Source organism: Janthinobacterium sp. GW821-FHT03C10 (assembly GCF_059420865.1).
This window is the reverse complement of sequence record NZ_JBWKUN010000005.1, coordinates 509,483-526,621: the sequence shown is the minus strand read 5'-3', so window position 1 is coordinate 526,621 and position 17,139 is coordinate 509,483. Positions and strand designations below refer to the sequence as shown.

General features: G+C 58.8%; 17 protein-coding genes. 1 reads left to right on the top strand and 16 read right to left on the bottom strand.

Annotation, left to right across the window (positions count from 1 at the left end; genetic code table 11):
* From rpsC to creB, 11 genes are all read right to left on the bottom strand, one after another.
* Window positions 1-825 carry a 30S ribosomal protein S3 gene (gene rpsC, locus AC07VH_RS19425; protein WP_092718261.1) on the bottom strand — a complete coding sequence of 275 codons (825 nt, stop codon included), beginning with the start codon at window positions 823-825 and terminating at the stop codon, window positions 1-3.
* Window positions 826-834: 9 nt separating this feature from the next.
* Window positions 835-1,167, bottom strand: a complete 333-nt coding sequence (gene rplV / locus AC07VH_RS19420) for a 50S ribosomal protein L22 (protein ID WP_170840583.1) — start codon at window positions 1,165-1,167, stop codon at window positions 835-837.
* Complete coding sequence (gene rpsS / locus AC07VH_RS19415) at window positions 1,164-1,439, bottom strand: 30S ribosomal protein S19 (RefSeq protein ID WP_008444295.1); 276 nt, start codon at window positions 1,437-1,439, stop codon at window positions 1,164-1,166. The genes rplV and rpsS overlap by 4 nt, the downstream gene beginning before the upstream one ends.
* 10 nt (window positions 1,440-1,449) lie before the next feature.
* The gene (rplB, locus tag AC07VH_RS19410) at window positions 1,450-2,277 is read right to left on the bottom strand and encodes a 50S ribosomal protein L2 (protein WP_034753198.1); all 828 of its coding nucleotides are present in this window, start codon (window positions 2,275-2,277) and stop codon (window positions 1,450-1,452) included.
* Window positions 2,277-2,594: a 50S ribosomal protein L23 gene (rplW, locus tag AC07VH_RS19405; RefSeq protein WP_010394398.1), complete on the bottom strand. Its 318-nt coding sequence runs from the start codon at window positions 2,592-2,594 to the stop codon at window positions 2,277-2,279. Before rplW ends, rplB begins: the two co-directional genes overlap by 1 nt.
* Window positions 2,591-3,211, bottom strand: a complete 621-nt coding sequence (gene rplD / locus AC07VH_RS19400; protein ID WP_034753197.1) for a 50S ribosomal protein L4 — start codon at window positions 3,209-3,211, stop codon at window positions 2,591-2,593. Before rplD ends, rplW begins: the two co-directional genes overlap by 4 nt.
* A 3-nt stretch (window positions 3,212-3,214) precedes the next feature.
* Window positions 3,215-3,871 carry a 50S ribosomal protein L3 gene (rplC, locus tag AC07VH_RS19395; protein ID WP_076565200.1) on the bottom strand — a complete coding sequence of 219 codons (657 nt, stop codon included), beginning with the start codon at window positions 3,869-3,871 and terminating at the stop codon, window positions 3,215-3,217.
* A 324-nt stretch (window positions 3,872-4,195) separates the two neighbouring features.
* Entirely contained in the window at window positions 4,196-4,384 is a 189-nt protein-coding gene (locus AC07VH_RS19390; RefSeq protein WP_475413739.1) for a hypothetical protein, read from the bottom strand.
* A 242-nt stretch (window positions 4,385-4,626) separates the two neighbouring features.
* Window positions 4,627-6,018, bottom strand: a complete 1,392-nt coding sequence (gene creD / locus AC07VH_RS19385) for a cell envelope integrity protein CreD (RefSeq protein WP_494787459.1) — start codon at window positions 6,016-6,018, stop codon at window positions 4,627-4,629.
* 86 nt (window positions 6,019-6,104) lie between these two features.
* Complete coding sequence (gene creC / locus AC07VH_RS19380) at window positions 6,105-7,526, bottom strand: two-component system sensor histidine kinase CreC (protein ID WP_494787460.1); 1,422 nt, start codon at window positions 7,524-7,526, stop codon at window positions 6,105-6,107.
* Window positions 7,523-8,254 carry a two-component system response regulator CreB gene (gene creB, locus AC07VH_RS19375; protein ID WP_489629145.1) on the bottom strand — a complete coding sequence of 244 codons (732 nt, stop codon included), beginning with the start codon at window positions 8,252-8,254 and terminating at the stop codon, window positions 7,523-7,525. The genes creC and creB overlap by 4 nt, the downstream gene beginning before the upstream one ends.
* A 177-nt stretch (window positions 8,255-8,431) precedes the next feature.
* Between creB and AC07VH_RS19370 the strand changes: the two genes are divergently transcribed.
* Window positions 8,432-8,980, top strand: a complete 549-nt coding sequence (locus tag AC07VH_RS19370; RefSeq protein ID WP_494787461.1) for a tetratricopeptide repeat protein — start codon at window positions 8,432-8,434, stop codon at window positions 8,978-8,980.
* 19 nt (window positions 8,981-8,999) lie between these two features.
* Here AC07VH_RS19370 and AC07VH_RS19365 read toward each other — a convergent pair whose 3' ends face one another.
* The 5 genes from AC07VH_RS19365 to fusA all read right to left on the bottom strand — a co-directional run bounded on the left by AC07VH_RS19365 (window position 9,000) and on the right by fusA (window position 17,055).
* Window positions 9,000-9,845 carry a DUF817 domain-containing protein gene (locus AC07VH_RS19365; protein ID WP_494787462.1) on the bottom strand — a complete coding sequence of 282 codons (846 nt, stop codon included), beginning with the start codon at window positions 9,843-9,845 and terminating at the stop codon, window positions 9,000-9,002.
* Between the two features lie 145 nt (window positions 9,846-9,990).
* Complete coding sequence (locus AC07VH_RS19360; RefSeq protein ID WP_494787463.1) at window positions 9,991-12,798, bottom strand: TonB-dependent receptor plug domain-containing protein; 2,808 nt, start codon at window positions 12,796-12,798, stop codon at window positions 9,991-9,993.
* Between the two features lie 391 nt (window positions 12,799-13,189).
* Window positions 13,190-13,507, bottom strand: coding sequence for a 30S ribosomal protein S10 (rpsJ, locus tag AC07VH_RS19355; protein ID WP_010394389.1), 318 nt, complete (start codon window positions 13,505-13,507; stop codon window positions 13,190-13,192).
* 179 nt (window positions 13,508-13,686) lie between these two features.
* Window positions 13,687-14,877 carry an elongation factor Tu gene (tuf, locus tag AC07VH_RS19350; protein WP_100428800.1) on the bottom strand — a complete coding sequence of 397 codons (1,191 nt, stop codon included), beginning with the start codon at window positions 14,875-14,877 and terminating at the stop codon, window positions 13,687-13,689.
* Between the two features lie 72 nt (window positions 14,878-14,949).
* Window positions 14,950-17,055: an elongation factor G gene (gene fusA, locus AC07VH_RS19345; protein WP_070223447.1), complete on the bottom strand. Its 2,106-nt coding sequence runs from the start codon at window positions 17,053-17,055 to the stop codon at window positions 14,950-14,952.
* Between the last annotated feature and the right edge of the window lie 84 nt (window positions 17,056-17,139).

Genomic DNA, 17,139 nt, shown 5'->3' with positions numbered 1-17,139 from the left:
TTATTCTCCTGCTTTCTCAGCTGGTGCTGCTGCGGCGGCCGGTTTAGCGGCGGTACGCACACGTGCACCTGGTGCTGTGGATGGTTTCGCACCGGCACCGGCTGGACGTGGACGGCCAGCTGGCTTGCCATCGTCACGGCGTGGGCCGCGGCTTTTCTTCTCGTCAGCTGGGGTATCGATGACTGGTGCATCGCCGTTCGGCGCGCGGTCACCCTTGTATACCCACACCTTGACACCGATGATGCCGTAGGTGGTCGACGCTTCGCTGGTACCGTAGTCGATATCGGCGCGCAGGGTATGCAGAGGCACGCGGCCTTCGCGGTACCACTCTTTACGCGCGATTTCGATACCGTTCAGACGGCCGGACGACATGATCTTGATACCGAGAGCACCCAGGCGCATTGCATTTTGCATTGCACGCTTCATGGCGCGGCGGAACATGATCCGTTTTTCCAGCTGCTGCGAGATCGAATCGGCGATCAGTTGCGAGTCGATTTCAGGCTTGCGAATTTCTTCGATGTTCACGTGAACAGGTACGCCCATGATCTTGGTCAGCGCCGACTTCAGTACTTCGATGTCTTCGCCTTTTTTACCAATGACCACGCCTGGACGCGAGCTGTAGATCGTGAAGCGCGCGTTCTTGGCTGGGCGCTCGATAACGATGCGGCCAACGGAAGCGTTCTTCAGTTTCTTTTTCAGGTAAGCACGTGCTTTCAAGTCTTCGTTCAGCATGGCAGCGAAATTACCGTTGCCTGCATACCAGCGCGAAGCCCAGTTACGGGTGACCGCCAGACGGAAACCGGTTGGATGAATTTTCTGACCCATCGTGGCTCCTTAGTTACCGACAGTCACGTAAACGTGACAGGATTGTTTCGAAATACGGTCGCCACGGCCTTTTGCACGCGCGGTGAAGCGCTTCAGGACCGGGCCCTTTTCGACGTAGATCGTTTTCACGAACAATTCGTCGATGTCCGCGCCATCATTGTGCTCGGCATTCGCAATAGCGGATTCCAGAACGCGTTTGATGATCGCAGCACCTTTTTTCGGGCTGAATTGCAAGATGTTGAGTGCAGCGTCAACTTTCTTGCCACGGATCAGGTCAGCAACCAGGCGGCCCTTTTGGTCCGACAGGCGCACACCTTTGAGGATAGCTTTAGTTTCCATTATTTCTTAGCCTTTTTGTCAGCTGCATGGCCCTTGAACGTACGGGTCAGTGCGAATTCGCCGAGCTTGTGACCAACCATGTTTTCGGAAACATAAACCGGCACGTGCAGCTTGCCGTTATGCACCGCGATCGTCAGGCCGATAAAGTCAGGCATGATTGTCGAACGACGCGACCAGGTTTTGATTGGCTTTTTGTCTTTGGCTGCTTGCGCGGCTTCAACTTTTTTCACCAGGTGGGCGTCACAGAACGGCCCTTTTTTCAATGAACGTGTCATGTGCTACCCCTTATTTCTTGCCGCGGCGCGAGACGATCATGGAAGTAGTACGCTTGTTGCTGCGTGTCTTCTTACCCTTAGTCTGTTGGCCCCAAGGCGAAACTGGATGACGACCAGCTGCTGTTTTACCTTCACCACCACCGTGCGGGTGATCGACCGGGTTCATGACCACACCGCGAACGGTAGGACGAACACCGCGCCAGCGCATCGCGCCAGCTTTACCGATCTTACGCAGGCTGTGCTCGGCATTGCCGACTTCACCAACCGTTGCACGGCACTCGATGTGCACGCGACGTACTTCACCCGAGCGCAGACGCACTTGAGCGTAGGTACCTTCACGCGCCATCAGCACGACGCCAGCGCCGGCGGTACGTGCCATTTGGGCACCTTTACCTGGCAGCATTTCAACGCAATGCATCACGGTACCGACTGGGATGTTACGGATTGGCAAGCAGTTACCCGATTTGATCGGCGCTTCCGAACCGTTCATCACGCTGTCGCCAACGGCCATGCCTTTGGTTGCGATGATGTAGTGACGTTCGCCGTCGGCGTAGCACAACAGAGCGATATTCGCGGTGCGGTTTGGATCGTATTCGATACGTTCCACTTTCGCTGGAATACCATCTTTGGTGCGCTTGAAGTCGATCAAGCGGTAGTGTTGCTTATGACCACCACCGATATGACGGGTGGTGATGTGACCGTTGTTGTTACGACCAGCGGTCTTGGATTTCTTTTCAACCAGGGCAGCGAACGGACGACCTTTGTACAGGTCGGCATTCACCACCTTCACCATGCCGCGACGGCCTGGCGAGGTTGGTTTCATCTTAACGAGTGCCATTATGCAGCCTCCTCGGAGAAGTTGATTTCCTGGCCAGGCTTCAGGCACACGAAAGCACGCTTGGTATGGTTACGACGACCGTTGAACTTGCCGGTGCGTTTTTGCTTACCTTCGCGGTTTGCAGTTTGCACGGACAGAACTTCAACCTTGAACAGCAGTTCGACCGCTGCCTTGATTTCAGGCTTGGTTGCATCCGGCAGTACGCGGAATACAATTTGCTCGTTCTTTTCCGCGACCATGGTGGCCTTTTCGGAAATCACGGGCGCCAACAGCACCTTCATCAAGCGTTCTTCGCTATGTTTCAAAATCGCGCTCATGCCAGCATCTCCTCAATCTTGGCCAATGCAGCTTTGGTGACCAGGATCTTCTTGTAGAACACCAGGGACATCGGATCTGCGTGACGTGGCTCAACGACGAGTACGTTAGGCAGGTTGCGCGATGCCAGTTCCAGGTTTTCGTTCAGAACGTCGGTGATGATCAGAACCGAATCAAAGCCCAGGCCGTTCAATTTTTGCGACAGCAGCTTGGTTTTTGGCGCGTCGATCGTCAGATCGTCGATGACGATCAGGCGCTCTTCGCGAGCCAGCTGCGACAGGATCGAGCAGATACCTGCGCGATACATTTTTTTGTTCACTTTGTGGGTGAAGTTTTCGTCAGGCGAGTTCGGGAAAATCCGACCACCGCCGCGCCACAGTGGCGACGACGACATACCAGCACGCGCGCGGCCGGTACCTTTTTGGCGCCATGGCTTTTTCGTCGTGTGGTGAACTTCTTCACGGTCTTTTTGCTTGCGGTTACCACTACGTGCATTCGCTTGATAAGCGATGACGACTTGGTGGATCAGCGCTTCATTGTAGTCACGGCCGAAAATCGTATCGGCTGCAGCAACGTTCGAGGCGGCTTGACCTTGCGCATTCAGAAGCTTGAGTTCCATCGTTTAAGCTCCCTTCTTGGCTTTGGTTTTGATGGCTGGCGAGACAACTACCTGGCCATTTTTCGCACCTGGAATCGCGCCTTTGACCAGCAACAGCTGACGGTCGGCATCGATACGGGCGATCACGAGGTTCTGGATCGTACGGTTAACGTCACCCAGATGACCGGTCATGCGCTTACCAGGGAAAACGCGACCTGGATCTTGTGCCATACCGATGGAACCTGGAACGTTATGCGAACGCGAGTTACCGTGCGTTTGACGGCCGGAAGCGAAGTGGTAACGTTTGATAACGCCTGCATAGCCTTTACCGATGGTAACGCCTTGCACGTCGATCTTTTGACCGACTTCGAACAGGGAAGCAGCGACAACATCGCCAGCTTTCAGTTCAGCGGCTTTGGCAGCGTCGACACGGAACTCTTTCAACAGAGTACCGGCTTCAACACCAGCTTTAGCGTGATGACCAGCAACAGCTTTGGTCACGCGGGAAGCGCGACGTTGACCGAATGCGACCTGAACAGCGGAGTAGCCATCTGTTTCAGGGGTTTTGATTTGCGCAACACGGTTGTTCGATACGTCCAACACGGTGACAGGAATCGAATCCCCTTCATCCGTGAAAATGCGCATCATACCAACCTTGCGACCGAGAAGGCCTAGGCTCATTTTTTCTCCATTCCCACCTGCGATTGGGCGGGGCTTGTTTAACTACAAAGTAACGTAGGACTCAAAAAAGACGAATCCATACCGAAGCCGGCTAGTATATAGCACAAAAACCCTTGACGCAACAAGTTAACACGAGGTATGTCAAAGTGTTGCGCGACGCCCCTGCGGGAGTTGCCGGCGCGCCTGAAAAACGCTGCCGCAAGGCAAGCTCACGGGCGCAAAGCACGGCGGCATGCGGCCTCGCGGGCGATGCCAGAAACACGCAGGGCGCGCCATGGCATGCGCGCCCTGCTCCACACATCCTGGGCGTGGCGCCCGGAAAACTTATTGCTGGCAGTTGATCAGGCAATGCTGGTACAGATCCTCGCAGATCGGGCTGCCGCCGAGGTGCGCCCGGCAATTCGCCACTTTTTGCCCGCACTCGCTATAGCACTGCGTCACATCGCCGGCAGCAAACGCATACGAGGCGCTCAGGCCCAGCGCAAACAGAAAAACCATCGTCTTTTTGATCATATTGCATCTCCGTTTATCAGATGGACAAACAACCAGCGCGGCATGCCATCCTCACGCCGCCCCGGACGGATGCCGCGGCGCCCGCCATTACTTAAAAAACAATGCCAATAGAATACCGTAAACAATACCAACCAACTACCAATTTATGATGCCGCACCCTGCCTGCCCAAAATACAAAAGCCAGCCCGGGCATTTCGCTGTCCGGGCCGGCTGGAAGGTGGCGCATGGCACCCGGTTAGGCCTTACTCTTGCGGTGCTCCTTTGCCAATCTGATACCAGTCCACCTTGCGCGTCGCCACCATGATGACTGCCAGCACGGCGAACAACAGGATGCTGCCCATCACCAGCGCATTGTTTTCCGAGCTCAGCAAGCCATACAGGGCGCCATACAGCATGGTCAGCCCCACGCCGAAGCCAATGCCGCGCCAGGCGTTGTGCAGCACGTGCGCCAGATAAAAGCTGGTCAGCACGATACAGGCGGCGCTGGCGATCAGGTAGGCGGCCAGGAAGGCGATGTGTTCCGCCAGGCCCACCAGCAGCAGGAAGAAGATCACCAGCGACAGCCCGACCAGCAGATACTGCACCGGGTGGATCGGCAGGCTTTTCAGGATTTCAAAGATGAAGAAGGCGGCAAAGGTCAGCGCCACGAACAGCAAGCCATATTTGGTGGCCCGGTCCGATTGCGAATACACGTTCACCGGCTCGATGAAGCCCACGCTGAAGCGGTCGATCTGACCCAGCGGCGCGCTGTCGGGCACCTTGAATTCACCCTCGATCGTGCTCAGTTGCGTTTGCGCATTGGTGGCCAGCGAGGAGATGCTCCACTCGACCTGAAAACCATCGGCGTTGATTTGGCGGAATTTCGGCGACGGCAGGAAGCGTCCGCCAAACTGCGGATGGGGCCAGTTCGACTTGATGCTGATCTGACTGTTTTTCGCCACCGGCACGAAGTGCTGGCGTTCGATGCCATCGAGGCCCAGGTCAAAGCTGAAATGCACCTGCTGCGGCGCCGCCAGCGGCATGGCGCCCAGCGGCGCATGCAGGCCGCTGCGGAAGGCAAACAGGTCGCTGCCCTGCTCGAACTCGATCTTCTGGCCGCCCCAGTCGATTTTCGGGATGTTGCGGATACCGCGCACGTCCTCGATGGACAGGGCCACGAACGGCGCCCCCAGGGTCACGCGCGAATCCGGCGACTTGCGCGGCAGCTGGCTGCCGGCCGGCACCGTGAAGTCGCCCTTGAACGCGTGCTGGCCGCTGTAGACCAGCACCTGGTGGATGCCGCGGTAGCGGCGGTCCGTGTCGATGTTACCGTTGAGCAGTAAATTGTTCGGGTAGACAAGCAGGCGGCGCTGCACCGTGCGGTGCAACAACTCCGTGCGTACGGGCGCTTTCACTTCCTTGTCATCACCCTTGGCCACCTCCACGCGCTCTTCATACTGCTCCGTGTAGGGGACCACCAGAATGGGGCCGATGATGGTTTGTTCGCGCACCGAATCGGCGGCGATGCTGTTGACTGCTTCCTGGCGGAATTCCATCCGCTCCTTGATCGTTTCCTGAATCATCAGCAAAGGCAGGCCGATCAGCAGCATCAGGCCGAACACGATCAACGCTTTGACTAACAGAGTTTTTTGCATGGCGCATCCTTGAAGTAAGGGGGCCAGTGTAAAAAAGCTGTATGCGCTGACGATGCAGTCTGTGTGAAGCCGGCAAATAAAATGTGCTACACCAACGGCAGGCACAGGCGCGCGCAGGCGCCGCCGTCCGGATGATTGAGCACCTCGACCGTGCCGCCATGCAAGGAAGCGACCTCGCGCACGAAGGGCAGGCCCAGGCCCGTGCTCTTGCCGGCGGCCGGGCGCGGCAGGGAATAGAAGCGTTCGAAGACGCGTTCCAGCGCATACGCGGGAATGCCTGCACCGCGGTCGCGCACGGCAATTTCCACCTGGCTGCCCTGGCGATGCGCCGTCAGGTCGATGCCGCTGCCAGGCGGCGCAAAGCCGGCCGCGTTGTCGAGCAGGTTGCCCAGCGCCTGGCGCAGCAGCAAGGCATCGCCGGCCACGCTCAACTCGTCGCACTGCAGCCGCAGGCGCACGCCGCGCGCCGCCAGCGTGGCGGCCGCATCCTGCGCCACTTGCGCCAGCAGGGGCGCCAGCGCGATGCGCTCGGGGTGTTCCAGGCGCTGCTGCTTTTCCACGCGCACCAGGGCCAGCAGCTTGTCGATCAGCTGCCGCTGGCGCGCATTCTGTTCCAGGATACTAACCAGAAACTGACGGCGTTCGGCCGGCGGCATGTCTTCCTGCAGCAGCTCGGCCGAGGCCTGGATGGCGGCGATCGGGCTTTTCAATTCATGCGCCAGCGTGTGCATCAGCTGCTCCACGTATTCCTTGCCTTCCAGGCGCGTGCGCATCGCTTCCAGCGCCCGCCCCAGGGTGCCGATCTCATTCTTGCCCAGCGCCGGCAGCGCCACCTTGCGCCCCGCTTCCACGTCGCCGATGTAGTGCATCAGCTTGCCCAGCGCTTGGTGCAGCCACCAGGCGAACGCCAGGCCGATCAGCAGCGACAGCAGCAACAGCACGGCGCCGCGCTGCAGGATCTTGCGCTGGCTGCGCTCGACAAACGCTTGCACGCTGGCGTTCGGCTTGGCCACCGTCAGCACGCCGATCACCTCATTGCCGTCGCGAATCGGCGCGGCCACGTGCATCACCGTCGACATCTCGTCGTCAGGCCGGCTGCGCGTGCTGCGCGCGCCGTACTTGCCCTGCAAGGTCAGATACACGTCATTCCAGCGCGAATAGTCGCGCCCCACATCGCGCCCGCTGGAATCGAACAGCACGATGCCGTGCCGGTCCGTGATGGTGATGCGGTAGTCGAGCGTGCGCTTGCGCACACCATTGATATTGACGTCCACACCATGGCGCGCGTAATCCTGCATGCGCCCGGCCACGGGCGACTGCGCCAGCGTGCCCGCCTTCACGTCGGGCGCCACCAGGCTGGCCAGCAGCTGCGAGGTATCGACCAGGGTGTCTTCCAGGGTCGAGCGCACGCCCGGCTTGACCTGTTCCATGAAGACATTCAGCAGGAACCATGCGGCCAGGCCCACGACCAGGAAGTAGCCGAGCAGGATGCGCAGGCCGATCTTCATGCGCCGGCCAGGCTGTAGCCGAGGCCACGGTGGGTGTGGATGGGGTCGACCTGCGCATCGACGGCACGCAGCTTGGCGCGCAGCGATTTGACGTGCGCATCGACGGTGCGCTCGAGCGTGTCGGGCGCCCCGCTCCACACGCGCTGCATCAGCTGCGCGCGCGACAGCACGTGGCCCGGATGCTCGAGCAGGGTCTTCAGCAACAGGTATTCATAGCGGGTCAGGTCCAGCGGCTGGCCGTGAAACAGCACGCGCGCCTCCAGCGCACGCAGCTCGAAGCGCGCCGGCGCGGCCGCGGCGACAGGCGCGGCTATCGTCATGCCAGTCTCGCGCGGGACTGGCGCGACGCCTGCGCGGCGCAGGATGACGCGGATGCGGGCCACCAGTTCGCGCGGCGAAAACGGTTTAGTGACGTAATCATCGGCGCCGATTTCCAGGCCGACGATACGGTCGATCTCATCGCTGCGGGCCGTCAGGAAGATCACCGGCACCTCGGAAAACTGGCGCAGCCGGCGGCACACTTCCAGCCCGCTCATGTCGGGCAAGCCCACGTCGAGCACCACCAGAACGGGCAAGGGCGCGGCTGCGCCGGGCGTCGGGCGCAACGCGGCCAGGGCGTGCTCGCCCAGCATCACATGGCGCGGCGTAAAGCCGTCCGTGCGCAAGGCATAGGCGATGCTGTCGGCAATCGCCTGTTCATCTTCCACGATCAGGACAGTCTTGGACATGGCGGCGGCACGCATTAATGGACAAGCCCGGAGTATCCCTGAAGCACGCAAGCGGCGTCAATCCGGCGTCAATCGCGTGCGCCGGCGAAAAGCCGCCCATGCCCAAAAAACTTAGAGTATATTTATCACGGCATGACTCCACCGATACACCGTGTTTGACACCCGTCCGAGGAGACTATGAAGAACCATACCATCAGCCTGCTATGCGCTGTCAGCCTGCTGGCCGCCTGCGCGGCGCCAGCGACACTCACCACCTCCAATGAACAGCGCGACGCCTGCAACGCGGCCGAACTCAAAGGCCAGTTTGGCGAAGCGGAACTGGCTTGCGTACAGGCGCTGCGCAGCGCCGAGCAGGCCGGGGCCAGCGCGGACATCCTCTCGCAGCGCCAGTACAACCTGGGCCGCATCAAGCGCTTGCAGGGCAAGAATGCGGAAGCGGAACAACTGTACCGGCAAGCGCTGGCCACGGAAGAAGCAGCGCAGCCGCGCAGCGATGCGCGCATCGGCCGCCGCATGGTGGAACTGGCGTCGGCGCTGGCCGCGCAAGGCAAGTGGCAGGAAGGCACGGGCTATCTGGAACGCGTGCTGCCGCTGCTGCCGAAGTTGTCGCCCGCCTCGCGCACGTATTCGGCGGAAGTGCTGCGCCAGTATGCCAAACAGCTGCAAGGCGGCCCGCAGGCGGCACTGGGCGCGCGCTTCGACGTGGTGGCGGCCACCTTGCAATAAGCGACTCCCGGGGCCCGGCCTAAGGCTGGGCGACGTGGATACGGGCCTTGATGTGCTTGAGGTGGGCCACGATGGTGAACGTCATCACCACCAGCAGCGACCATGAACTCCATTTGCTGACATGCACGACCGACCATGCGCCAAGCTGGTTCGGATAGCGCCACACGCCCCAGAAGGTGCTGATGTTTTCGGCCAGCCAGATGAAGAAGCCGACCAGCACGAAACCGAGCAGCAAGGGCATGCTGCGGTCGCGGTCGAGCGGCCGGAACACCACGGTGGTGCGCGCATACAAGCCCAGCGCGCAGGCAGCCAGATACCAGCGGTAGTCGCCGATGTAATGATGGGTGAAGAAGTTGGCGTAGATCAGCAGCGCGATCAGCACCGCCATCCAGTACGGCGGATGGTGGCGGATCCGCATGTCGAGCAGGCGCCAGGTCTGGATGATGTAGCTGCCGACGGCGGCGTACATGAAGCCGGAAAACAGGGGCACGCCAAACACCTTGGTGTAGGCAAAGTCGGGATAGCTCCACGACTGTATCGTGCCCGACACCTTGAACACCTCCAGCGCGAAGCCGACCGCATGAAACAGGCAGATGGCTTTCAATTCATCCCACGTTTCCAGCCCGCTCCAGACCATCGCGCCCTGGATCGCCAGCGCCGCCAGCAGCAGCACGTCATAGCGCGGCAGGCCGAACAGGCCGGCGCGCGGCACCAGGAAGACTGCGGCAAAAAACAGCCCCACGAACAGACAGGACCTCGCCTCCTTGATGCCGAAATACAGGAACTCGGTCAGCAAGCGCGGCCAGCCGCGCAAGCGGTGACGGGGGGCGGCATTTAACAGGTGGGTATCGAGGGCGTTAAGCATGCGGCAACTTTATCGTCCAGCCGCAGCACTGTAAAGCGATATCCCCCTGTGCCTCGATGGCAAGGCAAAAAAAACCAGGCACGAGGCCTGGTCTTTGACACGCCCGGCATCGCTGCCGGACGGTGGAGGTATCAGCTGACGCCGATCAGAGGAAGGTGTAGCTGGCCGTTACGCCGATACGACGCATCTGGAACGATTCAGCGTAGCCTTTGCGCCATTGAATCGGTGCAGCCTTGTCGAACAGATTGTCGATGTACAGGCTCAGACGCGTGTTCTTGATGCCGCCGTACGACAGGTTGTAGTCGACCGTGGTGTTGCTGCCTACGCGCGAGCAAACACCCATGTTCTCAGCCGAAACCTTGTTGGTAACACAGTAGGTTGGCGAAGTCTGGTTGTCGTTGCTAAAGCCGCTGGCGTAGTTCAGGGTCATGCCGTGGTCGAACTCGCCGGTCTTCAGGCTGGCGCGCAGCTTGGTTTTCAGACGCGAACCCAGGTCATAGTTACCGGCCAGGTTGGTGTCATAGGCATTGTCGGTCACGCTGAATTCCTGGTATTTCCACAGGTAGCTACCTTCCAGTTTCAAACGAACCTGGCCGATACCGGTGTTGAAACGGCCACCCGCGTCGAAGTCGAAGCCCGAAGCACGGGTCTTGCCACTGTTGACGTATGGGTTGTACAGCAAGCCGATCGCGCCAACGCCGCCGAAGTTGGTGGTATTGCCCGGTGCGTATTTTTTCACCAGTGCCAGGAATTGTGCATCGGAAGCCGAGTTATCGACACGCACCAGCTGTCCGGCTGGCAGGCCAGCTTCGCCGCGCAGGATGTCGGCCACGGCACGGGTACCGATTTCGTCCTTGCGTTCGATATGGTAGTAGTCCAGTGCCACGGTCCAGTTCTTGACCGGTTCGAAAACGAAACCAGCGGTGATCGAACGCGAGGTTTCCGGTTTCAGGTCCTTGTTCGCCGACACGAAGCTAGGCACACCGCCCGAGCAATCGCTGTTGCGGAAGGTATTCGCCTGCGCCTTGTCGACGGTGGTGGCTGCTGGATTGTTCTGCACCAGGTTGTTCAGGGTGCTGGCAGTCGAGCAACGACGTGGATCGCTGACGCTGGTCGCGAACGAGCTGCGGCCCAGGCCATTACCGGTTTCAACGATGTTAGGCGCGCGGAAGCCGCCAGCGGCCGTAGCGCGCAGCAACAGCGTGTCGGTGGCGTTGACGCGCAAGCCCAGCTTCGGCGAGAAGTGCACGTCGCTGTTGGTGGACTTGTCGGCACGTACCGCTGCGCTCACTTCCACACGCTTGACCACCGGAATGGTCGCTTCGGCGAACAGCGCGTAGTGATCCATGGTGTCTTTGACTTGCAGGCCGGCGATGCCGACCAGGTCGCCACGCAGCACGTTGTCCGAGCTGGCCATTTCATACTTTTCGCGACGGATATCGGTACCGAATGCCACATTCAAAGGACCGGCAGGCAGTTGCGCCACTTCACCGGACACGGTCGCGTCGATGAAGGTGATCTTCGACTCGCCCTTGGTGGTACGCACCGGGAACATCGATTCCAGCAGCGCGGCATCGTTTTGCTGGCCGAACTTGTAGGTGCCGTTGACGATGGCATTGGTGTAGCCGGTTGCGCTCACGGCACGGGTGGCCTTGTTGGCTTTCGAGTTCATGTAGCCGACCGCGGATTTCCAGTCGAAATTGCCGATGTCGCCGTTCAGGCTCAGCATGACGCGCGTCTGATCGGACTCGGTGCGGTTGAAGTTGAAGCCTTCACCGGTATCCATCATGCGGGCACGGTATTCCACCGGTACGCCGTAAGGGTTGTTGGCGTGGCCAACCGGCAATTTTGGATAGAAGTATGGACCGACCATCTTGCCGTTGATCGCGTCGTACCAGGTGCTCGGCGACGTGGTGGCGCTACCGTTGCTGACGTTGAACGGGGCGACGATGTAGTCGTTGCTGGCGCCGGCGTTGGTGATCTCGAAGTTGGCGTCGATGTTCTTGCCGATGCGGAAATGCGTGTTGCTGGCCAGCGCATAGCGCTTGGCATTGGTGGTCAGGCCTGTGTATGGCAGGACATCCATCTTGCACAGCTTGTCTTTCGGGTCGATCTTGTCGGCCGGGCAACCTGGCGCGGCGACGATGTTCGTGCTGTTCAGGAAGTAGTTACCGGTTGGCGAGAACGCGCTCAGGGCGTCCCAGGTCGAGCGGCCCGGGGTCTGGCGGTGCCATTCCGGATAGTGGCCGCGCAGGTCGTCAGCGGTGTAACCGTCGTTCTTGTAAGCTTCGTACGTCAGGTAGGTGTTGAAACCATCCTTGTCGATATCGCCGTAACCGACGATGCCGGACACGTTGCGGCTGCGCTGGTCTTTGAAGCCTTCGGTTTCCTTGTAGTTGCCGGTGATCTTGGCGCCTTCGAAGTTCTTCAGCAGGATGATGTTGATCACGCCAGCGATGGCGTCGGAACCGTAGATTGCCGACGCGCCGTCTTTCAGGATCTCGATGCGCTCGATGGCGGCAGCCGGGATCGCGTCCAGGTTGGTGAAGTTCTGTTGTGCGCCATCGGCCAGGCCGTATTGCGCAATGCGGCGGCCGTTAACCAACACCAGGGTCGCGACCTTGCCCAGGCCACGCATGCCCACGCCCGAGGAGCCCGTGGCAAAGCTGCCCGAACTGTTGTTCGACGAGTCGATCGAGGTGCTGATGGCAGCGGAGGAATTCAGGATGCCCAGCGCCGTGGTCTGGCCGGTGCGCTCGATGTCGTCGCGGGTCAGAACCTGCAGCGAGCCGGCTGTTTCAGCTTCGGTACGCTTGATGCTGCTGCCGGTGACTTCGACGCGTTGCAGTTTTTCTGCGGGTGCGGCAGCTTCTTGCGCCACAGCGTATGGGGAGAAGGCCAGTGTCAATGCTATTGCCAGTGTGCTTTTCTTCAAACGGGGTGTACTGCTCATCACTAAACTTTTCAAGACTACTCCTCAAATATTGTTTTCGTTTTATAAATCGATGCGTTGCATTGACCATTTTTGTAAAAGGATCACACATTCTCACGCATGTTACAAATTTCTCACATTTGACGCAGCCGGGAAAGAGAACAATTAACAATTGTTGTTTTAACCCCACTTTATAGGCCGGGTGAGGGAAAGCGAAAAGAAGAAAGAGGGATGAAATGGGATGAGGGAAAGACGGACGCACCGCAAAAGGCGCGACACCAAAGCAATGGGGCCGGGCGCGCTCACGATCGTGAACAGGCCCGGCCCCATCATCAGGCAGCGGGACACCCCGCCGGCCTGGAACAGCTGTCAACACCTGGTGCTACGGCGTTGTCAGCTGCCCTTGAAACTCTTATTGCAGTTTGATTTCAACATCAACACCAGCTGGCAGATCCAGCTTCATCAGCGCGTCAACGGTTTTGTCCGTTGGGTCAACGATGTCCATCAGGCGTTGGTGCGTACGGATCTCGAACTGATCGCGCGAAGTTTTGTTGACGTGCGGGGAACGCAGCACGTCAAAACGTTGAATACGGGTAGGCAGTGGTACTGGGCCTTTGACGACAGCGCCGGTGCGCTTCGCGGTTTCAACGATTTCCAGAGCGGACTGGTCGATCAGTTTGTAATCGAAAGCCTTCAGGCGGATACGGATTTTTTGGTTTGGTGCCGACATGATATTTCCTTAAAAGAACGAACCGCGCGGTCTGCACGGCAATGAGGTCATACGGGAATTTCTGACGCAACAACCGTCAGGGTCGACATGATAGCACCAAAATGCTTGCCAACCCCGGCAGTTGAATAAAAAGAAGGGCGCCGGGCGACGACGCGTCTTCTTTTATGCAGGCTTAAGAATTAAGCCAGGATTTTTGCAACAACACCAGCGCCGACGGTACGACCGCCTTCGCGGATAGCGAAGCGCAGACCTTCTTCCATCGCGATCGGGTTGATCAGCTTGACGGTGATCGACACGTTATCGCCTGGCATGACCATTTCTTTGTCTGCTGGCAACTCGATCGAACCGGTCACGTCCGTCGTGCGGAAGTAGAACTGTGGACGATAGTTGTTGAAGAATGGCGTATGACGGCCGCCTTCGTCTTTCGACAGAACATAGATCTCGCCGGTGAAGTGGGCGTGCGGCTTGATCGAGCCTGGCTTGGCCAGCACTTGACCACGTTGCACGTCTTCACGCTTGGTGCCGCGCAGCAGCAGACCAACGTTGTCGCCTGCTTGACCTTGGTCCAGCAGCTTGCGGAACATTTCCACGCCGGTGCAAGTCGTCTTGACGGTATCGGTGATGCCGACGATTTCGATCTCTTCGCCGACCTTGATGATGCCGCGCTCGATACGACCGGTCACCACGGTACCGCGGCCCGAGATCGAGAACACGTCTTCCACTGGCATCAGGAAGGCGCCGTCAACAGCGCGCTCTGGCGTTGGGATGTAGGCATCCAGCGCATCGGCCAGACGCAGCACTGCGTCCACGCCCATTTCGCCTTCTTTGCCTTCCAGCGCCATACGTGCCGAACCTTTGATGATAGGCAGGTCGTCGCCTGGGAATTCGTACTTCGACAACAGCTCGCGCACTTCCATTTCAACCAGTTCCAGCAGCTCTGCGTCGTCGACCAGGTCGCACTTGTTCAGGAACACGATGATGTATGGAACGCCAACTTGGCGGGCCAGCAGGATGTGTTCGCGGGTCTGTGGCATTGGGCCGTCAGCTGCGGAGCACACCAGGATCGCGCCGTCCATCTGGGCAGCACCGGTAATCATGTTCTTGATGTAGTCGGCGTGGCCTGGGCAGTCAACGTGCGCGTAGTGACGCGTTTCCGTTTCGTACTCGACGTGGGCGGTGTTGATCGTGATACCGCGCGCTTTTTCTTCTGGAGCCGCATCGATCTGGTCGTATGCTTTGGCTTCGCCGCCGAATTTCTTCGACAGAACCGTTGCGATTGCAGCGGTCAGCGTGGTTTTACCGTGGTCGACGTGGCCGATGGTGCCGACGTTGACGTGCGGCTTGGTCCGTTCGAATTTACCTTTTGCCATTTTATTCTTCCTTAGAACAATGATTTAAATGTAGGGACCGGCATTCTCGTGAAAGCCGGCCCGGAACTTCTATTACTTAGCTTTCGAGCTTACGATTGCTTCAGTCACATGCTTAGGTGCTTCAGCATAGTGCTTGAATTCCATCGTGTAAGTCGCACGACCTTGGGTCGACGAACGCAACGACGTGGCGTAACCGAACATTTCCGACAGAGGCACTTCGGCCTTGATGATCTTGCCGCCACCGCCAGCAATTTCATCCATACCTTGCACCATGCCGCGACGCGACGACAGATCGCCCATCACGGTACCGGCGTAGTCTTCCGGCGTTTCCACTTCCACGGCCATCATCGGCTCCAGGATGACTGGCGATGCTTTGCGGCAGCCATCTTTGAATGCCATCGAAGCGGCCATGCGGAATGCATTTTCGTTCGAGTCAACATCATGGTACGAACCGAAGAACAGCGTGACTTTCACGTCAACGACTGGGTAGCCAGCCATCACGCCCGAAGTCAGCGTGTCGCGCACACCTTTTTCAACTGCAGGGATGTATTCGCGAGGAACGGTACCGCCCTTGATCGCGTCAACGAATTCGAAGCCCTTGCCCGGTTCTTGCGGCTCGATCTTCAGAACCACGTGACCGTATTGACCACGACCACCCGATTGCTTGACGAATTTGCCTTCCGACTCTTCGCACACTTTACGGATCGTTTCGCGGTAAGCCACTTGTGGCTTGCCGACGGTGGCTTCAACGTTGAATTCGCGCTTCATGCGGTCAACGATGATGTCCAGATGCAACTCGCCCATACCGGCGATGATGGTCTGGCCCGATTCTTCATCGGTACGCACGCGGAACGATGGATCTTCTGCTGCCAGACGGTTCAGCGCCAGGCCCATTTTTTCCTGGTCGGCCTTGGTTTTTGGCTCGACTGCCTGCGAAATCACCGGCTCAGGGAAGACCATGCGCTCCAGAACCACGCTGGCTTTTTCGTCGCAAAGCGTATCGCCCGTGGTGGTGTCTTTCAGACCCACAACGGCGGCGATGTCGCCAGCGCGCATTTCCTTGATCTCTTCGCGTTCATTCGCTTGCATCTGCACGATACGGCCGATACGCTCTTTCTTCTGCTTCACGGAGTTCAACACCGAGTCGCCCGAATTCAGGGTACCCGAGTAGCAACGGATGAAGCACAGCTGACCGACGAACGGGTCGGTTGCGATCTTGAACGCCAATGCCGAGAATTTCTCATTGTCGTCGGCAGCGCGCTCGACTGGCTGCTCGTCGTCATCCAGACCTGGGACAGGCGGAATGTCGATTGGCGATGGCAGGTACTCGATGACCGCGTCCAACATGGCCTGTACGCCCTTGTTTTTAAAGGCGGTACCGCACAACATTGGAACGATTTCGCTGGCGATGGTACGCTGACGCAGAGCAGCCTTGATCTCGGCTTCCGACAGGTCGCCTTCTTCCAGGTACTTGTTCATCAGGTCTTCGGACGCTTCAGCAGCGGCTTCCACCATGTTCTCGCGCCACTTGGCAGCATCGGCGGCCAGGTGTGCAGGAATGTCGCCGTATTCAAACTTCATGCCTTGCGAAGCGTCGTCCCAGATAACCGCTTTCATCTTGACCAGATCGATCACACCGGTGAAGACGTCTTCAGCGCCGATAGGCATCTGAATAGGTACTGGGTTGGCTTTCAGACGCGAACGCATCTGATCGTAGACCTTGAAGAAGTTGGCGCCGGTACGGTCCATCTTGTTCACGAAGGCCAGACGTGGCACTTTGTACTTGTTAGCCTGACGCCATACCGTTTCCGATTGTGGCTGCACGCCGCCGACTGCACAGTAAACCATGCAGGCGCCATCCAACACGCGCATCGAACGTTCCACTTCAATGGTGAAGTCAACGTGGCCTGGGGTGTCGATGATGTTGATGTGGTGCGCTGGGAAGTTGTTTGCCATGCCTTTCCAGAAGCACGTAACAGCAGCCGAGGTAATCGTGATACCGCGCTCTTGCTCCTGAGCCATCCAGTCGGTGGTGGCAGCGCCATCATGGACTTCGCCCAGCTTGTGGTTCACGCCTGTGTAGAACAGGACGCGCTCGGTCGTGGTCGTCTTACCTGCATCGATGTGAGCGGAAATACCGATATTGCGGTAGCGCTCAATGGGGGTCTTGCGGGCCATAATTAATCCTAAATGAATGGACAAAACCGAGCAGCATTTTTTTGCAAAAATGAGCCCGGCCTCGAACAACAGATGCTTGACAGC